The 19,686-nt window shown below is 73.1% G+C and carries 20 protein-coding genes; 10 read left to right on the forward strand and 10 right to left on the reverse strand.

Annotated features, from left to right (window positions below; all coding sequences use genetic code 11):
• Positions 1 to 2: 2 nt before the first annotated feature.
• From C9F11_RS13500 to fabF, 4 genes are all read left to right on the forward strand, one after another.
• Entirely contained in the window at positions 3 to 941 is a 939-nt protein-coding gene (locus tag C9F11_RS13500) for an ACP S-malonyltransferase (RefSeq protein ID WP_138966440.1), read from the forward strand.
• A 15-nt stretch (positions 942 to 956) separates the two neighbouring features.
• Complete coding sequence (locus C9F11_RS13505) at positions 957 to 1,988, forward strand: ketoacyl-ACP synthase III (RefSeq protein ID WP_138959526.1); 1,032 nt, start codon at positions 957 to 959, stop codon at positions 1,986 to 1,988.
• A 71-nt stretch (positions 1,989 to 2,059) separates the two neighbouring features.
• Positions 2,060 to 2,308: an acyl carrier protein gene (locus C9F11_RS13510; protein WP_030358543.1), complete on the forward strand. Its 249-nt coding sequence runs from the start codon at positions 2,060 to 2,062 to the stop codon at positions 2,306 to 2,308.
• 89 nt (positions 2,309 to 2,397) lie between these two features.
• Positions 2,398 to 3,660: a beta-ketoacyl-ACP synthase II gene (gene fabF / locus C9F11_RS13515; protein WP_138959527.1), complete on the forward strand. Its 1,263-nt coding sequence runs from the start codon at positions 2,398 to 2,400 to the stop codon at positions 3,658 to 3,660.
• Between the two features lie 78 nt (positions 3,661 to 3,738).
• Here the strand turns inward: fabF and C9F11_RS13520 are convergent, their stop codons facing one another.
• Positions 3,739 to 4,233 carry a DUF3145 domain-containing protein gene (locus C9F11_RS13520; protein ID WP_138959528.1) on the reverse strand — a complete coding sequence of 165 codons (495 nt, stop codon included), beginning with the start codon at positions 4,231 to 4,233 and terminating at the stop codon, positions 3,739 to 3,741.
• Between the two features lie 379 nt (positions 4,234 to 4,612).
• Between C9F11_RS13520 and C9F11_RS13525 the strand changes: the two genes are divergently transcribed.
• Positions 4,613 to 5,518, forward strand: a complete 906-nt coding sequence (locus tag C9F11_RS13525; protein ID WP_138959529.1) for an SGNH/GDSL hydrolase family protein — start codon at positions 4,613 to 4,615, stop codon at positions 5,516 to 5,518.
• 40 nt (positions 5,519 to 5,558) lie between these two features.
• Here C9F11_RS13525 and C9F11_RS13530 read toward each other — a convergent pair whose 3' ends face one another.
• Positions 5,559 to 5,936: a RidA family protein gene (locus C9F11_RS13530; protein WP_138959530.1), complete on the reverse strand. Its 378-nt coding sequence runs from the start codon at positions 5,934 to 5,936 to the stop codon at positions 5,559 to 5,561.
• 17 nt (positions 5,937 to 5,953) lie between these two features.
• On the reverse strand, positions 5,954 to 6,799 hold the full coding sequence (locus tag C9F11_RS13535) for an NAD(P)-dependent oxidoreductase (RefSeq protein WP_138959531.1): 846 nt from the start codon (positions 6,797 to 6,799) through the stop codon (positions 5,954 to 5,956).
• A 49-nt stretch (positions 6,800 to 6,848) separates the two neighbouring features.
• On the opposite strand from C9F11_RS13535, the gene C9F11_RS13540 reads away from it, so the two are divergent.
• Positions 6,849 to 7,808, forward strand: a complete 960-nt coding sequence (locus C9F11_RS13540; RefSeq protein WP_249401716.1) for a LysR family transcriptional regulator — start codon at positions 6,849 to 6,851, stop codon at positions 7,806 to 7,808.
• Here C9F11_RS13540 and C9F11_RS13545 read toward each other — a convergent pair.
• A complete protein-coding gene (locus C9F11_RS13545; RefSeq protein ID WP_138959533.1) occupies positions 7,740 to 8,315 on the reverse strand; it encodes a hypothetical protein in 576 nt (191 codons plus the stop codon). The two genes, C9F11_RS13540 and C9F11_RS13545, sit on opposite strands and share 69 nt — an antisense overlap.
• Before the next feature lie 356 nt (positions 8,316 to 8,671).
• On the opposite strand from C9F11_RS13545, the gene C9F11_RS13550 reads away from it, so the two are divergent.
• Positions 8,672 to 9,898 carry a pyroglutamyl peptidase gene (locus C9F11_RS13550; RefSeq protein WP_249402174.1) on the forward strand — a complete coding sequence of 409 codons (1,227 nt, stop codon included), beginning with the start codon at positions 8,672 to 8,674 and terminating at the stop codon, positions 9,896 to 9,898.
• Positions 9,899 to 9,904: 6 nt separating this feature from the next.
• Here C9F11_RS13550 and C9F11_RS13555 read toward each other — a convergent pair whose 3' ends face one another.
• Positions 9,905 to 10,723 carry an EI24 domain-containing protein gene (locus C9F11_RS13555; protein WP_138959534.1) on the reverse strand — a complete coding sequence of 273 codons (819 nt, stop codon included), beginning with the start codon at positions 10,721 to 10,723 and terminating at the stop codon, positions 9,905 to 9,907.
• A 113-nt stretch (positions 10,724 to 10,836) separates the two neighbouring features.
• Here C9F11_RS13555 and C9F11_RS13560 point away from each other — a divergent pair, with 113 nt between their 5' ends.
• Positions 10,837 to 13,398, forward strand: a complete 2,562-nt coding sequence (locus tag C9F11_RS13560; RefSeq protein ID WP_138959535.1) for a M14 family zinc carboxypeptidase — start codon at positions 10,837 to 10,839, stop codon at positions 13,396 to 13,398.
• Between the two features lie 186 nt (positions 13,399 to 13,584).
• Here the strand turns inward: C9F11_RS13560 and C9F11_RS13565 are convergent, their stop codons facing one another.
• Together C9F11_RS13565 and C9F11_RS13570 are read right to left on the reverse strand one after the other, a co-directional pair.
• Positions 13,585 to 14,013 (reverse strand): organic hydroperoxide resistance protein, encoded by a 429-nt coding sequence (locus C9F11_RS13565; RefSeq protein ID WP_138959536.1) that lies wholly within the window; start codon positions 14,011 to 14,013, stop codon positions 13,585 to 13,587.
• 84 nt (positions 14,014 to 14,097) lie between these two features.
• Complete coding sequence (locus C9F11_RS13570) at positions 14,098 to 15,132, reverse strand: NADP-dependent oxidoreductase (protein ID WP_138959537.1); 1,035 nt, start codon at positions 15,130 to 15,132, stop codon at positions 14,098 to 14,100.
• A gap of 145 nt (positions 15,133 to 15,277) precedes the next feature.
• Here C9F11_RS13570 and C9F11_RS13575 point away from each other — a divergent pair, with 145 nt between their 5' ends.
• Positions 15,278 to 15,721 carry a MarR family transcriptional regulator gene (locus tag C9F11_RS13575; protein WP_138959538.1) on the forward strand — a complete coding sequence of 148 codons (444 nt, stop codon included), beginning with the start codon at positions 15,278 to 15,280 and terminating at the stop codon, positions 15,719 to 15,721.
• 98 nt (positions 15,722 to 15,819) lie between these two features.
• Here the strand turns inward: C9F11_RS13575 and C9F11_RS13580 are convergent, their stop codons facing one another.
• The 3 genes from C9F11_RS13580 to C9F11_RS47365 all read right to left on the reverse strand — a co-directional run bounded on the left by C9F11_RS13580 (position 15,820) and on the right by C9F11_RS47365 (position 18,071).
• Positions 15,820 to 16,530: a hypothetical protein gene (locus C9F11_RS13580; RefSeq protein ID WP_138959539.1), complete on the reverse strand. Its 711-nt coding sequence runs from the start codon at positions 16,528 to 16,530 to the stop codon at positions 15,820 to 15,822.
• A gap of 100 nt (positions 16,531 to 16,630) precedes the next feature.
• Positions 16,631 to 17,902: a helix-turn-helix domain-containing protein gene (locus C9F11_RS13585; RefSeq protein ID WP_138959540.1), complete on the reverse strand. Its 1,272-nt coding sequence runs from the start codon at positions 17,900 to 17,902 to the stop codon at positions 16,631 to 16,633.
• Between the two features lie 7 nt (positions 17,903 to 17,909).
• Positions 17,910 to 18,071, reverse strand: a complete 162-nt coding sequence (locus tag C9F11_RS47365; protein ID WP_171075729.1) for a hypothetical protein — start codon at positions 18,069 to 18,071, stop codon at positions 17,910 to 17,912.
• Positions 18,072 to 18,438: 367 nt separating this feature from the next.
• On the opposite strand from C9F11_RS47365, the gene C9F11_RS13590 reads away from it, so the two are divergent.
• On the forward strand, positions 18,439 to 19,509 hold the full coding sequence (locus tag C9F11_RS13590) for a DUF3068 domain-containing protein (protein ID WP_138959541.1): 1,071 nt from the start codon (positions 18,439 to 18,441) through the stop codon (positions 19,507 to 19,509).
• The last annotated feature ends 177 nt before the right edge of the window (positions 19,510 to 19,686 follow it).

A 19,686-nucleotide genomic window follows, 5' to 3' on the forward strand; every position in this document is an offset into this window, starting at 1 on the left:
GAGTGCTCGTACTCGTCGCTCCCGGCCAAGGCGCTCAGACGCCCGGCTTCCTGACCCCCTGGCTCGACCTTCCCGGCGCCGCGGACCGCCTCGCCGCCTGGTCGGACGCCATCGGGCTCGACCTCGTCCACTACGGTACGCAGGCGGACGCCGACGCGATCCGTGACACCGCCGTGGCGCAGCCGCTGCTCGTCGCCGCGGGGCTGCTCTCCGCGCAGGCACTGGGTGACATCAGGCCGGGCGCCGTCGCGGGCCACAGCGTGGGCGAGATCACCGCGGCCGCGTACGCGGGCGTGCTGTCCGAGGACGCCGCGCTCGGCTTCGTCCGCAAGCGGGGTCTGGCCATGGCCGAGGCCGCCGCCGTGACGCAGACCGGCATGGCCGCCCTCCTCGGCGGCGACCCCGAGGTGACGCTTCCGCACCTGGAGAAGCTCGGCCTCACCCCGGCGAACGTGAACGGCGCGGGCCAGATCGTGGCCGCCGGCACCGCCGAGCAGCTGGCCGCGCTGGCCGAGGACAAGCCGGAGGGCGTCCGCAAGGTCGTGCCGCTGAAGGTCGCGGGCGCGTTCCACACCCACCACATGGCTCCCGCGGTCGCCGCCCTCGAGGAGGCCGCCCAGGGCCTCGACATCGCGGACCCGCGGCTCACGTACGTCTCGAACCGGGACGGCCAGGCCGTCGCGAGCGGCACCGAGGTGGTCTCCCGCCTCGTCGGCCAGGTGGCGAACCCGGTCCGCTGGGACCTGTGCATGGACACGTTCCAGGAGCTCGGCGTCACGGCGCTGATCGAGGTGTGCCCCGGTGGCACGCTGACCGGTCTCGCCAAGCGCGCGCTCAAGGGGGTCAGGAACCTGGCCGTGAAGACGCCGGACGACCTCGACGCCGCGCGTGAACTCATCGCCGAGACCGCCGCCTCCGCCGCCGACGCGGCGGGTGCCTGAGAAGGAGCCTGGAGCATGACGAAGATCAAGCCCAGTCAGGGCGCCCCGTACGCGCGCATCATGGGAGTCGGCGGCTACCGCCCGGTCCGGGTGGTGCCCAACGAGGTCATCCTGGAGAAGATCGACTCCTCCGACGAGTGGATCCGCTCCCGCTCCGGCATCGCGACGCGCCACTGGGCCTCCCCCGAGGAGACCGTGGCCGCGATGTCCGTCGAGGCCGCGGGCAAGGCCATCGCGGACGCGGGCATCCGGCCCGAGCAGATCGGCGCGGTGATCGTCTCCACCGTCTCGCACTTCAAGCAGACCCCGGCCATCGCCACGGAGATCGCGGACAGGCTCGGCACCGGCAAGCCCGCCGCGTTCGACATCTCCGCGGGCTGCGCGGGCTTCGGCTACGGCCTGACCCTCGCCAAGGGCATGATCATCGACGGCTCCGCGGAGTACGCCCTGGTCATCGGCGTGGAGCGGCTGAGCGACCTGACCGACCTCGAGGACCGCAAGACGGCCTTCCTGTTCGGTGACGGCGCCGGCGCGGTCGTCGTCGGCCCCGCCAAGGAGCCCGCGATCGGCCCGACGGTCTGGGGCTCGGAAGGCGACAAGTCCGAGACCATCAAGCAGACCGTGGCCTGGGACGAGTACCGCATCGGCGACGTCACCAAGCTGCCCGTCGACGCCGACGGCGAGGTCAAGTTCCCCGCGATCACGCAGGAAGGCCAGGCGGTGTTCCGCTGGGCCGTCTTCGAGATGGCGAAGGTCGCCAAGGAGGCGCTCGACGCGGCCGGGATCAGCGCGGACGACCTGGACGTCTTCATCCCGCACCAGGCCAACATGCGGATCATCGACTCGATGGTGAAGACTCTGAAACTGCCGGAGCACGTCACGGTCGCCCGTGACGTGGAGACCACCGGCAACACGTCGGCAGCCTCGATTCCGCTCGCGATGGAGCGGCTTCTGGCGACCGGCGAGGCGAAGAGCGGCGACACCGCTCTCGTCATCGGCTTCGGGGCGGGTCTCGTGTACGCCGCCACGGTCGTTACCCTCCCCTAGGCACCCGCTGCGGATCTTCGGATCCGCACGGATGCCGTCACACCCTCTGGATACACAAGAAGGAGCGCCTCATGGCCGCCACTGAGAAGGAGATCGTCGACGGTCTCGCGGAGATCGTCAACGAGATCGCCGGCATCCCGGTCGAGGACGTACAGCTGGACAAGTCCTTCACGGACGACCTGGACGTCGACTCGCTGTCCATGGTCGAGGTCGTCGTCGCCGCCGAAGAGCGCTTCGACGTGAAGATCCCGGACGACGACGTCAAGAACCTCAAGACGGTCGGCGACGCCACCAAGTACATCCTCGAGCACCAGGCCTGATCCTGGCGGCCAGCAGGCTCTGGCCACCCGCCACCCGGCGGTGGCGCCGCCGCATCCGCATCTGAACCAACCGTGGAGAGAGAAATCCAGTGAACTCGACCAATCGCACCGTGGTCGTCACCGGTATCGGCGCAACCACACCGCTGGGTGGCGACGCAGCCTCGACCTGGGAGGGCCTGCTCGCCGGGCGCTCCGGGGTCAGCCTCCTGGAGCAGGACTGGGCAGCGGACCTGCCCGTCCGCATCGCGGGCCAGATCGCCGTCGAACCGGGCGAGATCCTCCCGCGTCCGCAGGCCCGCAAGCTGGACCGCTCGGCGCAGTTCGCGCTGATCGCGGCACAGGAGGCCTGGAAGGACGCGGGCTTCACCGCCAAGGCGGGCGAGGACGCGAGCGTCGACCCCGACCGGCTCGGCGCGGTCGTCGCCTCCGGCATCGGCGGCGTGACCACCCTGCTCGACCAGTACGACGTGCTGCGGGAGAAGGGCGTACGCCGTGTCTCCCCGCACACCGTGCCGATGCTGATGCCCAACTCGCCCGCGGCGAACGTCGGCATCGCCCTCGGCGCCCGCGCCGGGGTGCACACCCCGGTCTCGGCCTGTGCCTCGGGCGCGGAGGCCATCGGCTACGCGATCGAGATGATCCGCACCGGCCGCGCCGACGTCGTCGTCGCGGGCGGCACGGAGGCGGCGGTCCACCCGCTGCCGATCGTCGCGTTCGGCAACATGATGGCGATGTCGAAGAACAACGACGACCCGCAGGGCGCATCCCGCCCCTGGGACGTCGACCGCAACGGCTTCGTGCTCGGCGAGGGCGCGGGCGTGGTCGTGCTCGAGTCCGAGGAGCACGCCAGGGCCCGTGGCGCCAAGATCTACGTGGAGGCGGTGGGCCAGGGCATCTCGGCCGACGCGCACCACATCACGCAGCCGGAGCCCTCGGGCAGCGGCATCGCGCAGGCGCTGCGTCACCTGGTCGAGAACAACGACCTCAAGCCGTCCGAGATCGCGCACATCAACGCGCACGCCACCTCGACGCCGCAGGGCGACATCGGCGAGATCAAGGCGCTGCGCAAGGCCTTCGGCGACGACGTGGACCACATGGCGATCGCGTCGACGAAGTCGATGACCGGCCATCTGCTCGGTGGCGCGGGCGGCGTGGAGACCGTGGCCACGGTCCTCGCGCTCAAGCACCGCGTGGCCCCGCCGACGATCAACATCGAGAACCTCGACCCCGAGGTCGACGCGGACATCATCCGCGGCGAGGCCCGTCCGCTGCCCGAGGGCACGATCGCGGCCCTGAACGACTCGTTCGGCTTCGGCGGTCACAACGTGGTGCTCGCCTTCCGGACGGTCTGACGAGCCGGTAGCGACGCGAAGGGCCCCCACCGCTCGGTGGGGGCCCTTCGCGTCGTGTGCGCACGCCCGGACGGGGCGTCAGACGACCTGGTGCAGCCAGCGCACCGGCGCGCCCTCGCCCGCGTAGCGGAACGGCTCCAGCTCGTCGTCCCAGGGCTTGCCGAGGAGCCCCGCGACCTCGGCCTCCAGATCGCTCTCGCCGCCCTTGGAGCGGGCGAGGGCGGCGCGAAGGCGGTCCTCGGGGATCAGGATGTCGCCGTGGATGCCGGTGACGGCGTGGAAGATGCCGAGCTCGGGCGTGGCGCTGTAGCGCTCGCCCTCGGCCGTGGCGGACGGCTCCGCGGTGACCTCGAAGCGCAGCAGCTGCCAGCCGCGCAGCGCGGAGGCCAGTTTGGAGGCGGTCCCCGCGGCGCCGCGCCAGGAGAACTCGGATCTCCACGTACCGGGCGCCGCGGGCTGCCTGATCCAGTCGAGGCTGACGCGGGCGCCGAGCACCCCGGCGACCGCCCACTCGACGTGCGGGCACAGCGCGCGCGGTGCGGAGTGCACGTACAGAACTCCACGTGTCGTCACCGGGACCTCCAGTGTGGGCGGGACCCGCCGTTCCCGGCGGCCCCGAGCCCGTGCCGAGCGGTATTCCAGCTGTTCCTCGAATCCGAGGAAAGACAAGGAAAGACTGAAAACGGGACAGATGTGACGTGATGTAATTTAGCGGAACCGAAAAAAATCGGTTGCCACTGGGTGGCGAGGCTACCGTGATGTGAGGCAAGGATTGTGACGTACCGTCGGTCCGCATGCCGGGCAACACGGATGTTTCACTCGCTGGGAGGCCCGTTGCCCCCCGGCCGGGTGTCCGTCGGCCGTCGCCGGGACATCTCACCATGCGGTGGCACGCAACCTGAAGGGCCCGTACGACGTCCCGTTGGACGACTACGGGACAGAGGGGACGAGTATGCGGAACTCACGGCGTCGCTCCCGGGCCGCCGTCGCCGTCGCGGCGGCGGCTCTGACCGGCATCGCCACGCTCACCGCGTGTGACGCGTCGGGCGGTGACGACGCGGCGCCGAACGGCCCCTCCGCGCAGGACAGAGCGGGCCGCAAGGCCGTGCCCGTGTGGGACGAGAGCCCCCGTTCCCTGGCCGCCGTCGGCGACTCCATCACCCGCGGCTTCGACGCCTGCTCGGTGCTCTCCGACTGCCCCGAGGCGTCCTGGGCGACCGGCAGCGACGGCGAGGTGCGCAGCCTCGCGCAGCGGCTGCTCGGCAAGCGGCGCGCCGCCACGCACAGTTGGAACTACGCCAAGACCGGTGCCCGCATGGCCGATCTGCCCGGGCAGATGGAGCAGGCGGCCGCCCGGCGGCCCGAGCTCGTGACCGTGATGGCGGGGGCCAACGACGCCTGCCGGTCCTCCGTCGCCGAGATGACGCCGGTCGCCGAGTTCCGGGCGGACTTCGAGGACGCGATGGCGGCGCTGCGCACCACCCGGCCCAAGGCGCAGGTGTACGTGGCGAGCGTGCCGGACCTCAAGCGGCTGTGGTCCGAGGGCCGCGAGAACCTGCTCGGCAAGCAGGTGTGGAAGCTCGGCATCTGCAAGTCGATGCTCCAGGACGCGGACGCCACGGACCGGGCCGCCACGCAGCGCAGGGAGTCCGTGCAGGAGCGGGTCGTGGCGTACAACACCGTGCTCAAGGAGGTCTGCGCGAAGGACCTGCGGTGCCGGTACGACGGCGGGGCGGTGTTCGGCTTCCGCTTCGGCGAGGACCACCTGAGCCACTGGGACTGGTTCCACCCCAGCAAGAGCGGCCAGGCGCGGCTCGCCGAGATGGCCTACCGCAGCATCACCTCCCGCCGCCCCTGACCGGTCGGCGGAAGGCCGCCCGCGCGGCCGTCCCGGGTCCCTACGGGGTCACCGCCACCACCTCCACCTCGATCCGCGCCTCCGGCCGGAAGAGGCGGGCCACCTGCACCGTCGTGCTGGTGGGCGGCGTACCGGTGAGGCAGGAACGGCGCACGGCCGCGTAGCCGGGCAGGTCGTCCATGTCGGTCAGGTACGTCCGGATGTTGATGATGTCGTCGAGGGTGGCGCCGTAGGCGGCGAGGAGGGCGGTGAGGGTCTCGAAGACGCCGCGGCTCTGCTCGGCTATGCCGTCGCCCTCGGCGATCTGGCCGGAGACGTGCAGGAGGGCGTGGCCGTCGGCGAGCGGGACGCGGGCGACCTGGGAGTAGGGGCCGAGGGGCCGGGGCGCGTCGGCGGGGTTGGCCAGGGTGGCGTACATGGGGGCGGGCTCCGGTCTCAGTCGGTGCGGGCGGCGTGGCCCCGGATGCGGGACACGGTGTGGGAGATGTCCTGGTGGACGGTGTCGGGGTCGGCGGCCGCGGCCGCGAAGTGGGCCGCGGCGGCCGCCGTGACGGGGAGGCGGACGGCCCGCGCGGCCAGCGCGGTGTCCTTCGCGGCGAGGTCGGCGCCGAAGTGCACGTCCTGGGCGAAGGCGCGGTTCACGGCGCCGCCGAGCGGTCCGCCGGCGAGGGCGGTGCGCGCCGTGTCCTGGTCGAGGCCGAGCGCGTCGGCGAGGGCGAGGACCTCGGCGACCAGGGCGACACCGCCGAGCAGCGCCGTGTTGACGACGAGCTTGAGCGCGGCGCCGGACCCGGCGGGGCCGGTGCGGGTCACGGTCCCGAGCCGGGCGAGCACGTGCGCGACCCCGTCGGCGTCGCCGCCCGCGAGGATGCCCAGCTGTCCCGCCGCGGCCTTGTCCGTGCTGCCCGCGACGGGCGCGTCGACGAGCGTGACGCGGCCCGCGGCCCGCTCCCCCAGCTCCTTGACGACGTCGGGCCCGACGGTCGACATCTCCACCCAGTACGCGCCCTCGCGGACCGCGGGAAGGATCGCGTCGGCGACGGACCGCACGGCGTCGGGGCCCGCGAGCATCGTGATCACGACGTCGGCGTCCCGCACGGCGTCGGCGGGCGAGGGCGCGAGGCGGGCGCCCTCGGCGACGAGCGGCTCCGCCTTCGCGGCGGTGCGGTTCCAGACGGTCAACGGGTGCCCGGCGGCGAGCAGTTGACGGGCCATGGGCGTGCCCATGTGGCCGAGGCCGAGGAAGGCGATGCGTTCCGGCTGCTGTGTGCGCTGCTTCATGGGGAAGACGCTAGGGCCGGGCACGTGATGCGACAAGCGAATGTCTAGCATGGCAGGCATGCAGAGTACGCATGGCGGAGCGGACGGGCCGGGCCCGGGCGCCGCCGATCTCTCCACCTACTGGCTGCGGGCCTTCCTGGAGGTGGCCGGGGAGGGCTCGTTCACGGTGGCGGCGCGGCGGCTGTCCCTGACGCAGTCCGCCGTGTCCCGCCAGATCGCGTCCCTGGAGGCCGCGCTCGGCGGGGCCCCGCTCTTCGACCGGCTGCCGCGCGGCGTGCGGCTCACCGCGCACGGGCGGGCCGTGCTGCCGCACGCGCGGGCCGTCACCGGCCAACTGTCGCGGCTGCGGCAGGAGTTGACGGACCTGGAGGGCGCCGCGCGCGGTCTGCTGCGGTTCGGGGCCTTCGCGACGGCGGACGTGGCCCTGGTGCCGCGCGCCATCGCCGCGTTCCGGGCCCGGCACCCCGGGGTGACCCTCACGCGCGAGGAAGGCTTCACGGGGCCGCTGCTGACCCGCCTCACGGACGGCGAGCTCGACCTGGCCGTGGTCTCGACGACGGGCGGCCCGCTCCCGGAGGAGGCGTTCGAGCTGCACCACCTCCTGGACGAGCCGCTGTACGTGGCCCTGCCCGCCGCCCACCCCCTGGCGGGCGAGGCCTCCTTGGGGCTCGCCCGGCTCGCCGGGGAGGACTGGATCTCCGGCAGCGCGGAGCCCGCGGGGACGCTGCTCGACGCCGCCCTGCGGCACGGCTTCCGGCCGCGCGTCGCCCACGTCGTCGCCGAGTGGACCGCCAAGCAGGGGTACGTCGCCGCCGGGCTCGGCGTCACGCTGATCCCGGCGCTCGCGGCCCAGGGCGTACGGCAGGACGTCGTGCTCGTCCCCGTCCACGACGAGGGCACGCCCGCCCGCGCGGTGTACGCGGCGACGGCGCGGGGGCGCTCACGCGCGCCCAGCGTGGAGCCGTTCCTGGCCGCCCTGCGGGAGTCCGGGCGGCTGCTCACCGGCTGAGGGGCGTGCCGTGCGGCGGCGGTAGTAGGCCGCCGTCACCGCCATGAGCAGCGGGGCCCACAGCAGCAGCGGGGCGTAGCAGAGCACCAGGAACGCGTCCTGCGCGGGCGATCCCATGCCGCCGGGGCCGATGCCCGAGTCCATGCCGGTGCCCACGCTCCAGAAGGCGACGGCCCAGATCACGGCGAGCGCCACGGAGCCGAGGGCGGCCGGGACCACGGCGGCGAGCGGGCGCACCGGGCGGCCGCCGAGCAGCGGCAGCCAGCGGGGCACGACCTCGCCCCACGGCCTGACCAGGCCGAGGGTCAGCAGGGCCAGGCCCTCCGAGACGGCGCTGAGCGCGAGGACGTACAGCGATTCGCCGGGCCCCGGCCGGTAGTCGGACACGGGCAGGCCCAGGACGAGGGCGACGCGCCACAGGCTGGACGGCAGGACGACCCACGGCACGGCGTGCGCGGCGAGCGCGACCCGGCGGGGTACGCCGGGCAGGGAGGTGACTCTCAGCATGCGTTCCATGCTGGTGCGCGGCCCCGGCCGGGACATCGGCTCCCGCGGTGGTCCGCCTCCGCCGCGCGGGGGAGGCGGACCGGGCCCTGGGGCGGACACCGGCGGGCCGTGCGGCCGGTGCGGGCCGCTGGGCCTCGCGGGCGGCTCGGGTCTCGCCGGCCGCTCGGGCCTCGCGGATGGCTCGGGCCACTCGGGCCGCTCGGGTCTCGCGGGCCGCGCCGCCCGGCAAAGATCCCGTACCCGTAGCGCGCGGCTCCCCCGCCCCGCGATACTGCGGCCACCTCACCTGCAACGGAAGGACTCTCGTGGCTTCGTCTCACATAGTCGGGCTCCGGCTCGGGGCCCTCGGCGCCGCGCTGTTGCTCGGGACCTCGGCCGCACCCGCCCTGGCCGACGCCCCGGCCCCGCGCGGGGCCGCGCCCACCGTCGAGGAGCAGCGCCTGGAGCGCGCGGTGCCCCAGGAGATCCTGCGCCGCAGCGGCTTCGGCGCCGTGGCGCCCGCCTTCGCGCGGGCCCTGGACCGCGCGCACTCCTACGGGCAGGCCGAGCGGATCGTCGTACGCCACGGGCAGGCGCTGTGGAAGCGCGCCGTGGACCGGGTGCAGGGCCGCGGTCCGGAGGGCGGGGACCTGAGCCGGGACGACGACCGGCCGTTGTACTGGGCGCGGCTGGGGATGACGCGGGAGCTGCGGGCGTGGGAGCCGGAAGGCCTCGGACTCGGCGCGGAGCAGCGTGCGCGGCTGCTGCGGAAGCTGGAGGTGTCGTCCCGGGGCCAGGACGCGGTGACGTACCCCCACGGGCACGGCAAGCGGATGAAGCGGGTGCTCCTGACCGGCTTCGACCCCTTCACGCTGGACCGGGACGTCCGGATCAGCAATCCGTCCGGCGCGACGGCACTCGCCCTCGACGGCACGGTCGTACGGACGGCCGCGGGCCCCGTCCGGATCGAGACGGTCACGTTCCCGGTGCGCTGGACGGACTTCGCGGAGGGCGCGGTGGAGCGGGCGCTGCGGCGGCAGCTGCCGCGCGTGGACCTGTTCACGACCGTCAGCCAGGGGCGGGTCGGCAAGTTCGACGTCGAGCGGACCAACGGCGCGTGGCGCGGCGGCTTCGGCGACAACGAGAACCTGTCGAGCACCGGCACCGTGCCGGTCTCCGACCCCGCGTCGCAGCCGCAGTGGACCACGACGACGCTGCCGTACAAGGACATCGTCGCCGCCTCCACCGGGCGCTTCCCCGTCTACGACAACACGGCCGTCACCGAGATCCCCGCGGGCGGCAGCACGCCCGTGAACCGGCCCGACGGGCCGACGCCCGGGTCGGCCGCGCGCCAGGGCGGCGGCGGTGACTACCTGTCGAACGAGATCGCCTACCGGGTGACGCTGCTGCGCGACCGGCTCGGCCTGCACGACCGGCTGCCGGGCGGCCATGTGCACACGCCGGTGCTTCAGTTCGGGGCGGGGAACACCGACCCGGCGACCGGGGCGGTCACCGACCCCGAGTTCCTGCGCAACCGGGCGGACATCGTCGGGCAGACGCGGCGGATCGTGGTGGCGGCGGTGGAGTCCGGGGCCCGCGGCTAGGGGCCCTCAAACGCCGGAGGGGCTGAAACCCGGTGGAGGTACGGCCGGGTCGGCGGGGGCGGCGTCGTCATCGTCGGTGGCGGCGCCGTCCTCGCCGAGCAGGTCGCGGGCCATCAGGGTCGCGCCCGCGACCGCGCCCGGCATCAGGAACACGGCGACGAACGGGACCAGGAAAGCCACCGCGAGGGGCGCGCCGAAGCCCCAGGCGAGGGTCTTGCGGGCACGCAGCAGGGCGAGCCGCTCGCGGAGCTGCACGCCCCGGCGCTGGAGGGCGACCGCCGTCAGCTCCTCCGCGAGGAAGAAGCCGGTGACGAGGAAGCCGAGGACGGGGATGACCGTCTGGCCCACGACGGGGAGGAAGCCGAGCCCGAAGAGCAGGACGCTCCACAGCAGGGCCCGCACCACGATCCGCAGGCTGTCGCGGGCGGAGATCCACAGGTCGCGCCAGAGCGGCAGGCCCGACTCGGGGGCGAAGCCCGCCACGGAGACGTCGACCTGCTCCGACAGGGACTCGTAGAACGGCTCCCCGATGAGGAGGGTCACGGCGGTGAAGCTCACCACGGACAGGAGCAGGGCGAGGGCGAAGAGCAGGGCGGTGAGGAAGCCGCGGAACGCGCCCTGCCACGGGTCGCCCCAGCCGTCGGCGAACGGCGTCGCCCAGGACACCAGGTCGGAGCCCCACAGCGCGAGCGCGACGAGCGCGGCCGCGTACAGCACGAGGGTGATGAGGCCCGGCAGCAGCCCCCAGCCGTACTGCTTGCGGTGCTGGGCGACCCAGCGCTGCCCCTGCACCAGATAGCCGAAGCCCTGACCTAGATCACGCATGCGGCACACCTTATCCGGTGGATGAAAACCCTCTTGTTGCGGCGGAGTTCACCCTGTAGACCTCCCCTACCTGATCTCTCAGGGTCTCTCAGGATCTTCCAAGGGAGGTACGGATGGGGACATCCCGGCCATCCAGACCGGTTCTGCTCACCGCCTCGGCCGCCGCGGGCACGCTGCTGTTCACCGTGCTCGCGCCGGGCGGTGCCAGCGCCGATCCCCGGCCCGCGCCGCGCCCGGTCGTCCGCGACGGGACGCCGCTCGACTCGCCCGACGAGGCGGCGCGGGCGCCCGAGTCCGCGGCCGCGCGGGCGCTCGACGGCGCCGACGTGCCGCTCGGCACCGGCCGGGTCCGCGGCTATCCGCGCGAGCGCAGCCTTGACCCGGAGCCGCCGAACCCGGCCGACAAGTCCATCAAGCTGGGCCTGACCCCGTACCACGCCATCGCGCCCGAGCTGAACGAGATCCAGCGGATCGGCGACCGGGTCAGCGTGGAGATCGCCGGGCGTTCGGCGGGCGGCCACGAGCTGTACCTGGTGACGGTGACCGCGCCCGAGTCGGCGCGCGAGGCCGCCCGGCAGGAGCGGATGCGCCGCCTCATCAGCGAGGCGCCCGCCGCGGCCGCCAGGGACAAGGCGATCAAGTCCGCGTACAAGACGCCCGTGTTCGTCAACAACAACATCCACGGCAACGAGTGGGAGGGCACGGACGCGGCCCTCAAGCTGATCAGGAAGCTGGCCGGGGCGAAGGACGCGGGGACGCGCAAGCTCCTGACCCGCAACCGCCTGTACTTCAACGTCACCATGAACCCCGACGGCCGGATCGCGGGCACCCGGCAGAACGCGGGCGGCTTCGACCTGAACCGCGACTTCATCACCGCGTCGCAGCCCGAGGCGCGCGCGGTGCGGCGCATCGCCGTCACCAAGCAGCCCGCCGTGATGATCGACCTGCACGGCTACGTCAACGGCACGCTGATCGAGCCGACCACGCCGCCGCACGGCGAGAACTACGAGTACGACCTGTTCCTGAAGAACAGCTACGCCAACGCCCTCGGCATGGAGAAGGCCGTCAACGGCCTCGGCTACACCGAGGCGAAGGACGGCGTGCGGCCGGCGGTCATCCCCTTCCGGGACCAGAAGGAGGGCTGGGACGACTGGCCGCCCATCTTCACGCCGCAGTACATGCCCTTCCACGGGGCGGTCGCGGCGCACACCATCGAGTTCCCGATGCAGGTCAACAACGAGGAGTACGACTCCCAGCCGGTCGCCGAGCTGCGCCGCCGGGCCGCCATCAACGTGGACATCGCGGGCGCGGCCATGAAGGCGAGCATCGGCTTCGCCGACCGCAGGGGGCGGTCGCTGATCGCGGACCAGATCGAGGTGTTCCGGCGCGGCGCGGCGGGCGCGCGGCAGGTGCCGGTGTCGGAGGAGACGGTGCCCGGGGTCCCCGGCATCGGCCCGGAGGACGTCTACACGACGACGTTCCCGCGCGCGTACGTGATTCCGGCGGGCGGCCGTGACCAGCGCTCGGCGGCGGCCGCGTCCCGGCTCGTGGACCACCTGCTCGCCAACGACGTGCGCGTGCGGCGCGCCACCGAGGGCTTCCGGCTCGGCGGGCGCGCGTACGCGAAGGGCTCGTACCTCGTCGACATGCGCCAGCCCAAGCGGGGCCTCGCGAACGTGATCCTGGCCGACGGCCGTGACATCAGCGCCAAGGTGTCGACCATGTACGACATCTCGGGCTGGAGCCTCGGGCGGCTGTGGGGCGCGTCCGTGCGGTCGGTGGGCAAGGGCGACCCGGCGCGGGTGCCCGCCCGGCGCGTGCCCGCCGCCACCCGGGTCGCGTACGTCGCCCCGCGCGGTGACCTGCGGCTGCCGCTCGACGACCCGCGCGAGATCGCGGCCCTCAACTCGCTGCTCGGGGACGGGGTCGCGGTGCGCGACGCCGGGGACGGCGGCGCGATCGTGCCCGGGTCCGCGCGGCGGCTCGCGCGGGAGGCCGCCGCCGAGTACGACGTCGCCTTCCACGCGACCCGGGCGCGCGGCGGCGAGGTGCTGCGGCGCACACGGGTCGCGGCCGCGGTGACGCCGGGCGAGCTGTTCGCGCTGCGGGAGATGGGCTTCGACGTGGCGCCCGTGTCGACGAACGCCCTCAACGCCGGTTTCGACTGGGGCCGGACGGACGTGCTGTTCGTGTCGGCGGGCCTGGACCGCGCGAAGCTGAACGGCGAGGCGAAGGCCCGGCTCGACGCGTTCTTCGCGCGCGGGGGCGGCCTGGTGGGGCGCGGGGCCGAGGGCGCCGCGCTGAACTCCGCGGCGGGGCTGCTGCCCGTCACCGCCGTCGAGGGCAACGGCGACGCCAACGGCGTGGTGCGCGTGCGCGAGGCCCGCGGGGCGGCCGGGTTCAGCTTCGTCTACGCCCCGGTGTGGTTCACGGGGCTCGGGGACGGGGTGCGGGTCGAGGAGTCGTACGGCTCGGGGAATCCGCTGGTGTCCGGGCACTGGCGTGCGGCGGACGGCGGGCGGGGCGGGCCCTCGGACGCGGCCGGGCAGGCCGCCGTCGTCTCCGGTGCCGCCGGGGGCTCCCGGGTGACCCTGTTCGGCACGGAGCCCCTGTTCCGGGCGCACCCGAAGGGGCTGTACTCGCAGGTGGGGCGGGCGCTGTTCGCTGCGCGCTAGCCCTCGCGGGGCGCCCCGGGCCCGCCCCTTCCCGATCCTGGGGGCTCCGCCCCCAGACCCCCGCTCCTCAAACGCCGGAGGGGCTGAAAAGCCCCGCCCACCCGCCCCCCTTCGGCAGGGGGGCGGGTGGGCGGGGGAAGCAAGCGCGTCAGCGCGAGCCAACGCTGCTCAAGGCGCCCCGCCAGGTCAGGCGAGCTTGAGCTCGACCTTGATGTTGCCGCGCGTCGCGTTCGAGTACGGGCACACCTGGTGGGCCTGCTCGACCAGGGACTTGGCGGTGGCCTCGTCCACGTTCGGGATGGAGGTCACGAGCTCGACCTCCAGGCCGAAGCCGCCGGACTCGGTCTGGCCGATGCCGACCTTGGCGGTGACCGTGGAGCCGGAGATGTCGGCCTTCTCGCGGCGGGCGACGACGCCGAGCGCACCCTGGAAGCAGGCGCTGTAACCGGCGGCGAAGAGCTGCTCGGGGTTGGTGCCCGCGCCGCTGCCGCCCAGCTCCTTCGGCGGGTTCACGACGACGTCGAGCTTGCCGTCGTCGGAGGCGACCCGCCCGTCGCGGCCGTTCTCCGCGGTGGCCACGGCGGTGTACTTGACGTCGATGTTCTGGATGGACATGGGTGTCGAATCCTCCTGGTGTGTGCCGTTCCGCGCGCCCGCCGGCCCGGCGATTGGAATTACCTTACCGAGTGGCGGAAGTTCTCAGCCGGCGAGAGAGACGATCATCTTGCCGGTGTTCTCACCGCGCAGCATGCCGAGGAAGGCGTCCACGCCGCTGTCGATGCCGTGCGCGAACGTCTCGGCGTACTTCAGCTCGCCGGAGCGGACCCAGGCCCCGACCTCGCGCACGAACTGCGGCTGGAGGTTCTCGTGGTCGCCCACGAGCATGCCCTGGAGCCGCAGGCGCTTACCGATGATCATGGCCATGTTGCGCGGGCCCGGGGTCGGCTCGGTGTCGTTGTAGCCCGCGATCATGCCGCAGATGGTGGCGCGACCGCCCACGTTCATCCGGCTGATGGCGGCCTCCAGGTGCTCGCCGCCCACGTTGTCGAAGTAGACGTCGACGCCGTCGGGGGCCGCCTCCTTGAGCTGGTCGACGACGGGCTTCTCGTCCTTGTAGTTGAAGGCCGCGTGGAAGCCGTACTCCTCGACCAGGAGCTTGACCTTGTCGTCCGAGCCCGCCGAGCCGACGACGCGCGCGGCGCCCTTGAGCCGGGCGATCTGGCCGACCTGGCTGCCGACCGCGCCCGCGGCGCCGGAGACGAAGACGGTGTCGCCCTCCTTGAAGGAGGCCACGTCGAGCAGGCCCGCGTACGCCGTCAGGCCCGTCATGCCGAGCACGCCCAGGTACGCCGAGAGCGGGGCGGCCTCCGGGTCCACCTTCGTCGCGTACCGCACGGGCACCGAGGCGTACTCCCGCCAGCCCGAGAAGTGCAGCACGTGCTCGCCCACCGCGAAGCCGTCCGCGTTCGAGGCCACGACCACGCCGACCGCACCGCCGTCCATGGGCTGGTCGAGCTGGAACGGCGGGATGTACGACTTCACGTCGTTCATCCGGCCGCGCATGTACGGATCCACGGAGAAGTGCAGGTTCCGGACCAGGACGCGGCCTTCCACCGGGGCCTCGACGGGGACCTCCCGCAGCGCGAAGTCCTCCGGGACCGGCCAGCCGTGCGGGCGCCGCACGAGGTGCCAGGCGCGGCCGGTGGCGGGGAGCTGCTCGGGGGTGACGGACATGGGGGCGTCCTCCTCAGACTTCCTCGGACGTCAGGCCCCGGGTGCCGTCGGGGTGCGAGGGCTTCGGGGCCTAATACTTCAGGTTCTGAAATAAGCATGCGCTTCGATATTTTAGATTGTCAAGTAAATGGGTACGCTGTGAGACATGGTCACCAACGACTCCCCCGCCCCCCGGATCGACCCGCTGACACTCGAGGTCGTCGAGCTGATCGGCACGGTCGTGGCGCGCTATCACGAGGAGTACGAGGTGGCGGCGGGCAAGCACGCCCTGACCGGGGCACAGGCGCGCGTCCTCGGGCTGCTCTCCCTGGAGCCGATGCCGATGCGGCGCATCGCCCAGAAGCTGAAGTGCGAGCCGTCGAACGTGACCGGAATCGTCGACCGCCTGGAGGCCCGGGGCCTCGTCGAGCGGCGCCCCGACCCGGCCGACCGCCGGGTGAAGCTGGCGGCGCCGACCGAGGAGGGGGTGCGGACCGCGCGGAGCCTGCGCGAGTCCCTCGACTTCGCGCGCGAGCCGCTGGCCCAGCTCTCCCGGGGCGAGCGCGAGTCCCTTCGCGGGCTGCTGCGCCGGATGCTGGGCGAGGGCTAGGCGCCCTCGCCCTCGCCCTTGTTCCTTTTCGTCCGCAGGCCGCTTGTGGCTTGTCGCGCAGTTCCCCGCGCCCCTTCGGGGCTCTCCCCCCTGGCCGCCTAGGTGCACCACCACAGGAAGCGGTCGCAGGATTCCGTCGGGGTCGGGGTCGGGCGCGGCTTGTTCGTCGGGGGCCTGGTCGCCGTGGGCCTGGAGGCCGGGGCCGTGGTGGGGGTGTTCGAGGTGGGCTCGGGGCGGGCGTCGGACGCGGACGGGCCGCGCGCAGACGAGGACGTCCCGTCCGGGGCGGTCTCGTTCCGCGGCACCCTCGCCGTCCCCTCCCGCTCCTTCTCCTCTGGGGTGCCCGTGGCCGCGTCCCGCGTCGGGGACGCCGAGGACGACACCGGCTCGGCGGAGGTGTCGGCCTCGGCCTTGTCCACCGTGGCGTCGGGGTGTTCGGCGGTGTCGTGGCGCGGCTCGTCCTCCGCCGACGACGCCTTCTCCGGACGTTCGGAGCGCGACTCCGTGCCGAGTTCGGCGAAGCTCAGGCCGCCCGCGGCGAGCGCGAGGCCCGCGGTGGCAAGCAGCAGCCGGCGGCGCCTGCGGCGGTGCTGGGCGGCCCTGCGGGTGCGGCCGGCCCGGCGCCCCGGCTCCGGGGACTGCTCATCGCCCGCCTCGTACTCCTCGCTCGCGCCGTCGGCCTCGTGCGGCTCGTACGTCTCGTACGGCGCGTGCGCGCGGCACGCCTCGGCCGGGGTGCCGCAGCCGGGGCAGGCGAAGGCGCCGTTGAGGTGCCGGTGGCACGCGTGGCAGTAATCCGTGGGGCCCATGAGGCATGGAGGCTAGGTCCCGCGCGGGCCGGGAGGAAGCCGAAGCTGTGAAGGTTGTGTGCGGAACTGAACCATCCGGGAACGGTGTACACCCGGCGCGTCAGGGCCGCCCCAGTTCGCCCCGCAGCCGCCGGGCCCGCAGGACCAGCTCCAGCTCGAAGCGGCGGTCCGGGTCGTCGATCTCGTCGCCCCACAGCTCCCGGATCTGCCGTAGGCGATAGCGCACGGTTTGCGGGTGCACACCAAGGCGGGCGGCGACTTCGGGGGCGCCGCCGCGGGTCTCCAGCCAGGCGAGCAGCGTCTGCGCGAGGCGGCGGCCGTGGGCGGGCCCGCAGTGTTCGAGGGGAGCGAGACAGCGCCGGGTGAGGTCCTCGATGAGCTCCTCGGGCTGGAGCAGGACCAGGGCCTCGGTGTGCTCGGTGCAGTGCAGCACCTCGCCCGCGGGCAGCAGTCCGCGCTGCATCAGGCCGATCGCCGCCTGGGCCCAGCGCAGCGACTTCGCGGCGTCGGCGAGCGGCACGGGCGGTCCGATGGCGCCCGACCAGCCGGTCATGGCGCGGCGCAGGAGTTCGGGGCGGCCCGCGGCGTCCGGGTCGGGCACGACCATGCGGGGCTGCTCGGCCTCCATGTCGAGCAGCACGCCCTCGCCGACGGCCGGGGCGACCGCCTCGCGCGCCGGGCGGAGCAGCACGCCGACGGCGACGCGCTCGGGCAGCGGCCAGCCGACCCGCGCGGCCCGCTCGTCGAGGCCGCCCTCGGCGCCGAGCACGGAGTGCGGCTGCGGCTGTGGCTCGGGGCGGCGCTCGGCGAGCAGGGATTCCATCAGCTTGCGTTGCAGCCGCAGCCGCTCCCCGGCCTGGCGGGCCGCGGCCTCGGCGTAGCCGCGCACCGACTGGTCGACCAGGCCGTCCAGGTACTCGAAGCCGGACTCGGCGAGTTCGTACATGGCCGGAGGCGGTATCTCGGTCTGCTGGCCGATCTCGGCGAGGCGGCGCCAGGCGAGCCGGACGCCGAGGCGGTAGATCGCCTGGAGCGAGTCGAGGCTGCGGCCTTCGAGGCCCTCGCCGCGGCCGAACTCCTGGAAGACCTCGGGGTGGTAGCGCGGCCGGTCGGCGGCGGCGAGCTGCTGGACGAAGCCTTCGAGGGCGCGCCTGATGCCGACGAGCGCCATGGGCTCGCCGGAGTCGTCGAGGACGACGGGCAGGCCCGGATACTCGGCACGGATCTCCCGCAGGATGTCCTGGGCGAGCACGGGCACCTCTTCGAGGGCCAGCGCGGCGAAGCGTCTGACCTGGAGGGGCGGCACATCGCGCCAGGCAGAGCGAGTCATGGTCGGGCGCTCGCTCTCGGAGATGTCGGGGGCGGCGGACATGGCCGGATCACTGGTCCCGCTGGTCGCGGTCGGGTGACTCGTAGTGCACGAGCGGCCGGTTGGGCTGGTCGGGCGTGGCGTTCAGGAGCGCGACGATGCCGAAGCCGGCGCCCACGGCGAGGGCCGCGGCGACGGCAGCGGTCAGTGCCGCGGCGAGCAGTCTGTGCATACGAGGGTCAGCCTCTCTGCTGGAGGTCGTACCCCACCCTGATCCCGAGCTGTCCGGTCACACAGAGTCGATAACCGGCCCGTCGCCGGCCCCGCCCGGCAGGTGCCCAGTGTCGACAACCATTGACACTGCGTCAAGGGTCCGCCTAGCGTTCGCGGCTCATACGGGTCAGTAACACCGTGGTGACAGCGGCGCAGCGATTCGGGCAACTCATCGGCAACAGATCCGAAGCACCTGCGCAACTCATCGGTAATGCCTCACAGTTGAGCGGCCGACCAGTGTGCGACCGACCCGTGATCCACCGTTTTCGTGCTCCACAGCTCTGTGTTCGACCGTCCCCCTGTTCACCTCACGGCAGGAGCGCCGGATGACGCGCCGTACAGCCTCGCCCTTGTCCCTGGTCCTGCTCGGTCTCGGCGCCTTTCTGCTGGTCCTGGCCCCGATGCTGGCCTGGTACGTCGAGCCGCGGGCGAAACGCACGCCGATCGACGTAGACCAGATCACCGTCTTCGAAGGGACGGGCAGCTATTTCGATACCGAGAAGATCAAGACCGTGGAGGACCAGCACCTCACCATCACCCGGCAGGTGCGCGGCGACGTCGCCGACAGCGAGAAGTCGGGCCGGGCGATCTGGGACGTGTCCACGTCCATCGACCCGGACAAGACGCTGCCCGCCGCCGACCCGCACGACTCGCTCCAGTGGTCGCTGGAGCGCTGGGTCACCGACCGCAAGACCAACAAGCCCGTGCACTGCTGCGGCGAGAAGCCGTACTTCGAGGGCGAGGCGTACCTGAAGTTCCCGTTCGACGTGCAGAAGCGCGCCTACCTGTGGTGGGACGGCACCCTCGGTGACACCGTCCCGCTGGCGTACCAGGGACCGAAGAAGATCCAGGGGCACGAGGGCTACCGCTTCACCGGCGAGGTGAAGGCCACGAAGACCGGTACCCGGCAGGTGCCGGGGCGCCTGGTCGGGCTGCCGAAGCGCGGCCAGGTCATGGCCGAGGAGTGGTACGCGAACCACAAGATCGACCTGGTCGCCGACAAGCGCACCGGCCGGATCATCTACGCGGCCATCGGCCCGCGCAAGACGCTGCGCGCGCCCGGCGGCAAGACGGACCGCACGGTGCTCCTGGACAGCCGGCGCATCGCGTTCAACGAGAAGACGCAGCGGGCCCAGGTGGACCTCGCCAAGGACGACGGCTCGCGCCTGAAGCTGGTCGGCGAGACCCTGCCGCTGCTCTGCGTGGTCCTGGGCGGGGCGCTCGCGCTGTTCGGCGGCGCGCTGGTCCTGCGGGGCCGCGACGCGGGCGCGAACGGGGCGGACGACCCCCACGGCCCGAACGGCCCGGATGGCTCGAACGGGCACGGTGGAAATCCGGATGCGGAAGGTCCACATTCCGATATCTCACGAAGCACCCTGCAATCCAGCACGAAGTGATGAGACGTCAGATCTAAGAAGGCCTGAAATTGTCACGCCGGTGAGTAGCCGCACCGTTCGGTGCGGCGAAAACTAACCACCCCACCCACACGCACCGGCCCGCACCACCCCCCGAGCACCCCGCGCCCCCGACCGACCTGCGGGATTCCGCCCCCACGCACCGTCCGGAACCCGCCG

This window comes from Streptomyces sp. YIM 121038 (assembly GCF_006088715.1).
Classification (GTDB): domain Bacteria; phylum Actinomycetota; class Actinomycetes; order Streptomycetales; family Streptomycetaceae; genus Streptomyces.

Excerpts from the sequence above, each read along its gene's own strand:
- C9F11_RS13505 (WP_138959526.1), top strand. The coding sequence starts at position 957 with ATGACGAAGATCAAGCCCAGTCAGGGCGCCCCGTACGCGCGCATCATG.
- C9F11_RS13510 (WP_030358543.1), top strand. The coding sequence starts at position 2,060 with ATGGCCGCCACTGAGAAGGAGATCGTCGACGGTCTCGCGGAGATCGTC.
- C9F11_RS13525 (WP_138959529.1), top strand. The coding sequence starts at position 4,613 with ATGCGGAACTCACGGCGTCGCTCCCGGGCCGCCGTCGCCGTCGCGGCG.
- C9F11_RS13530 (WP_138959530.1), bottom strand. The coding sequence starts at position 5,936 with ATGTACGCCACCCTGGCCAACCCCGCCGACGCGCCCCGGCCCCTCGGC.
- C9F11_RS13535 (WP_138959531.1), bottom strand. The coding sequence starts at position 6,799 with ATGAAGCAGCGCACACAGCAGCCGGAACGCATCGCCTTCCTCGGCCTC.
- C9F11_RS13540 (WP_249401716.1), top strand. The coding sequence starts at position 6,849 with ATGGCAGGCATGCAGAGTACGCATGGCGGAGCGGACGGGCCGGGCCCG.
- C9F11_RS13545 (WP_138959533.1), bottom strand. The coding sequence starts at position 8,315 with ATGCTGAGAGTCACCTCCCTGCCCGGCGTACCCCGCCGGGTCGCGCTC.
- C9F11_RS13555 (WP_138959534.1), bottom strand. The coding sequence starts at position 10,723 with ATGCGTGATCTAGGTCAGGGCTTCGGCTATCTGGTGCAGGGGCAGCGC.
- C9F11_RS13560 (WP_138959535.1), top strand. The coding sequence starts at position 10,837 with ATGGGGACATCCCGGCCATCCAGACCGGTTCTGCTCACCGCCTCGGCC.
- C9F11_RS13565 (WP_138959536.1), bottom strand. The coding sequence starts at position 14,013 with ATGTCCATCCAGAACATCGACGTCAAGTACACCGCCGTGGCCACCGCG.
- C9F11_RS13570 (WP_138959537.1), bottom strand. The coding sequence starts at position 15,132 with ATGTCCGTCACCCCCGAGCAGCTCCCCGCCACCGGCCGCGCCTGGCAC.
- C9F11_RS13575 (WP_138959538.1), top strand. The coding sequence starts at position 15,278 with ATGGTCACCAACGACTCCCCCGCCCCCCGGATCGACCCGCTGACACTC.
- C9F11_RS13580 (WP_138959539.1), bottom strand. The coding sequence starts at position 16,530 with ATGGGCCCCACGGATTACTGCCACGCGTGCCACCGGCACCTCAACGGC.
- C9F11_RS13585 (WP_138959540.1), bottom strand. The coding sequence starts at position 17,902 with ATGTCCGCCGCCCCCGACATCTCCGAGAGCGAGCGCCCGACCATGACT.
- C9F11_RS47365 (WP_171075729.1), bottom strand. The coding sequence starts at position 18,071 with ATGCACAGACTGCTCGCCGCGGCACTGACCGCTGCCGTCGCCGCGGCC.
- C9F11_RS13590 (WP_138959541.1), top strand. The coding sequence starts at position 18,439 with ATGACGCGCCGTACAGCCTCGCCCTTGTCCCTGGTCCTGCTCGGTCTC.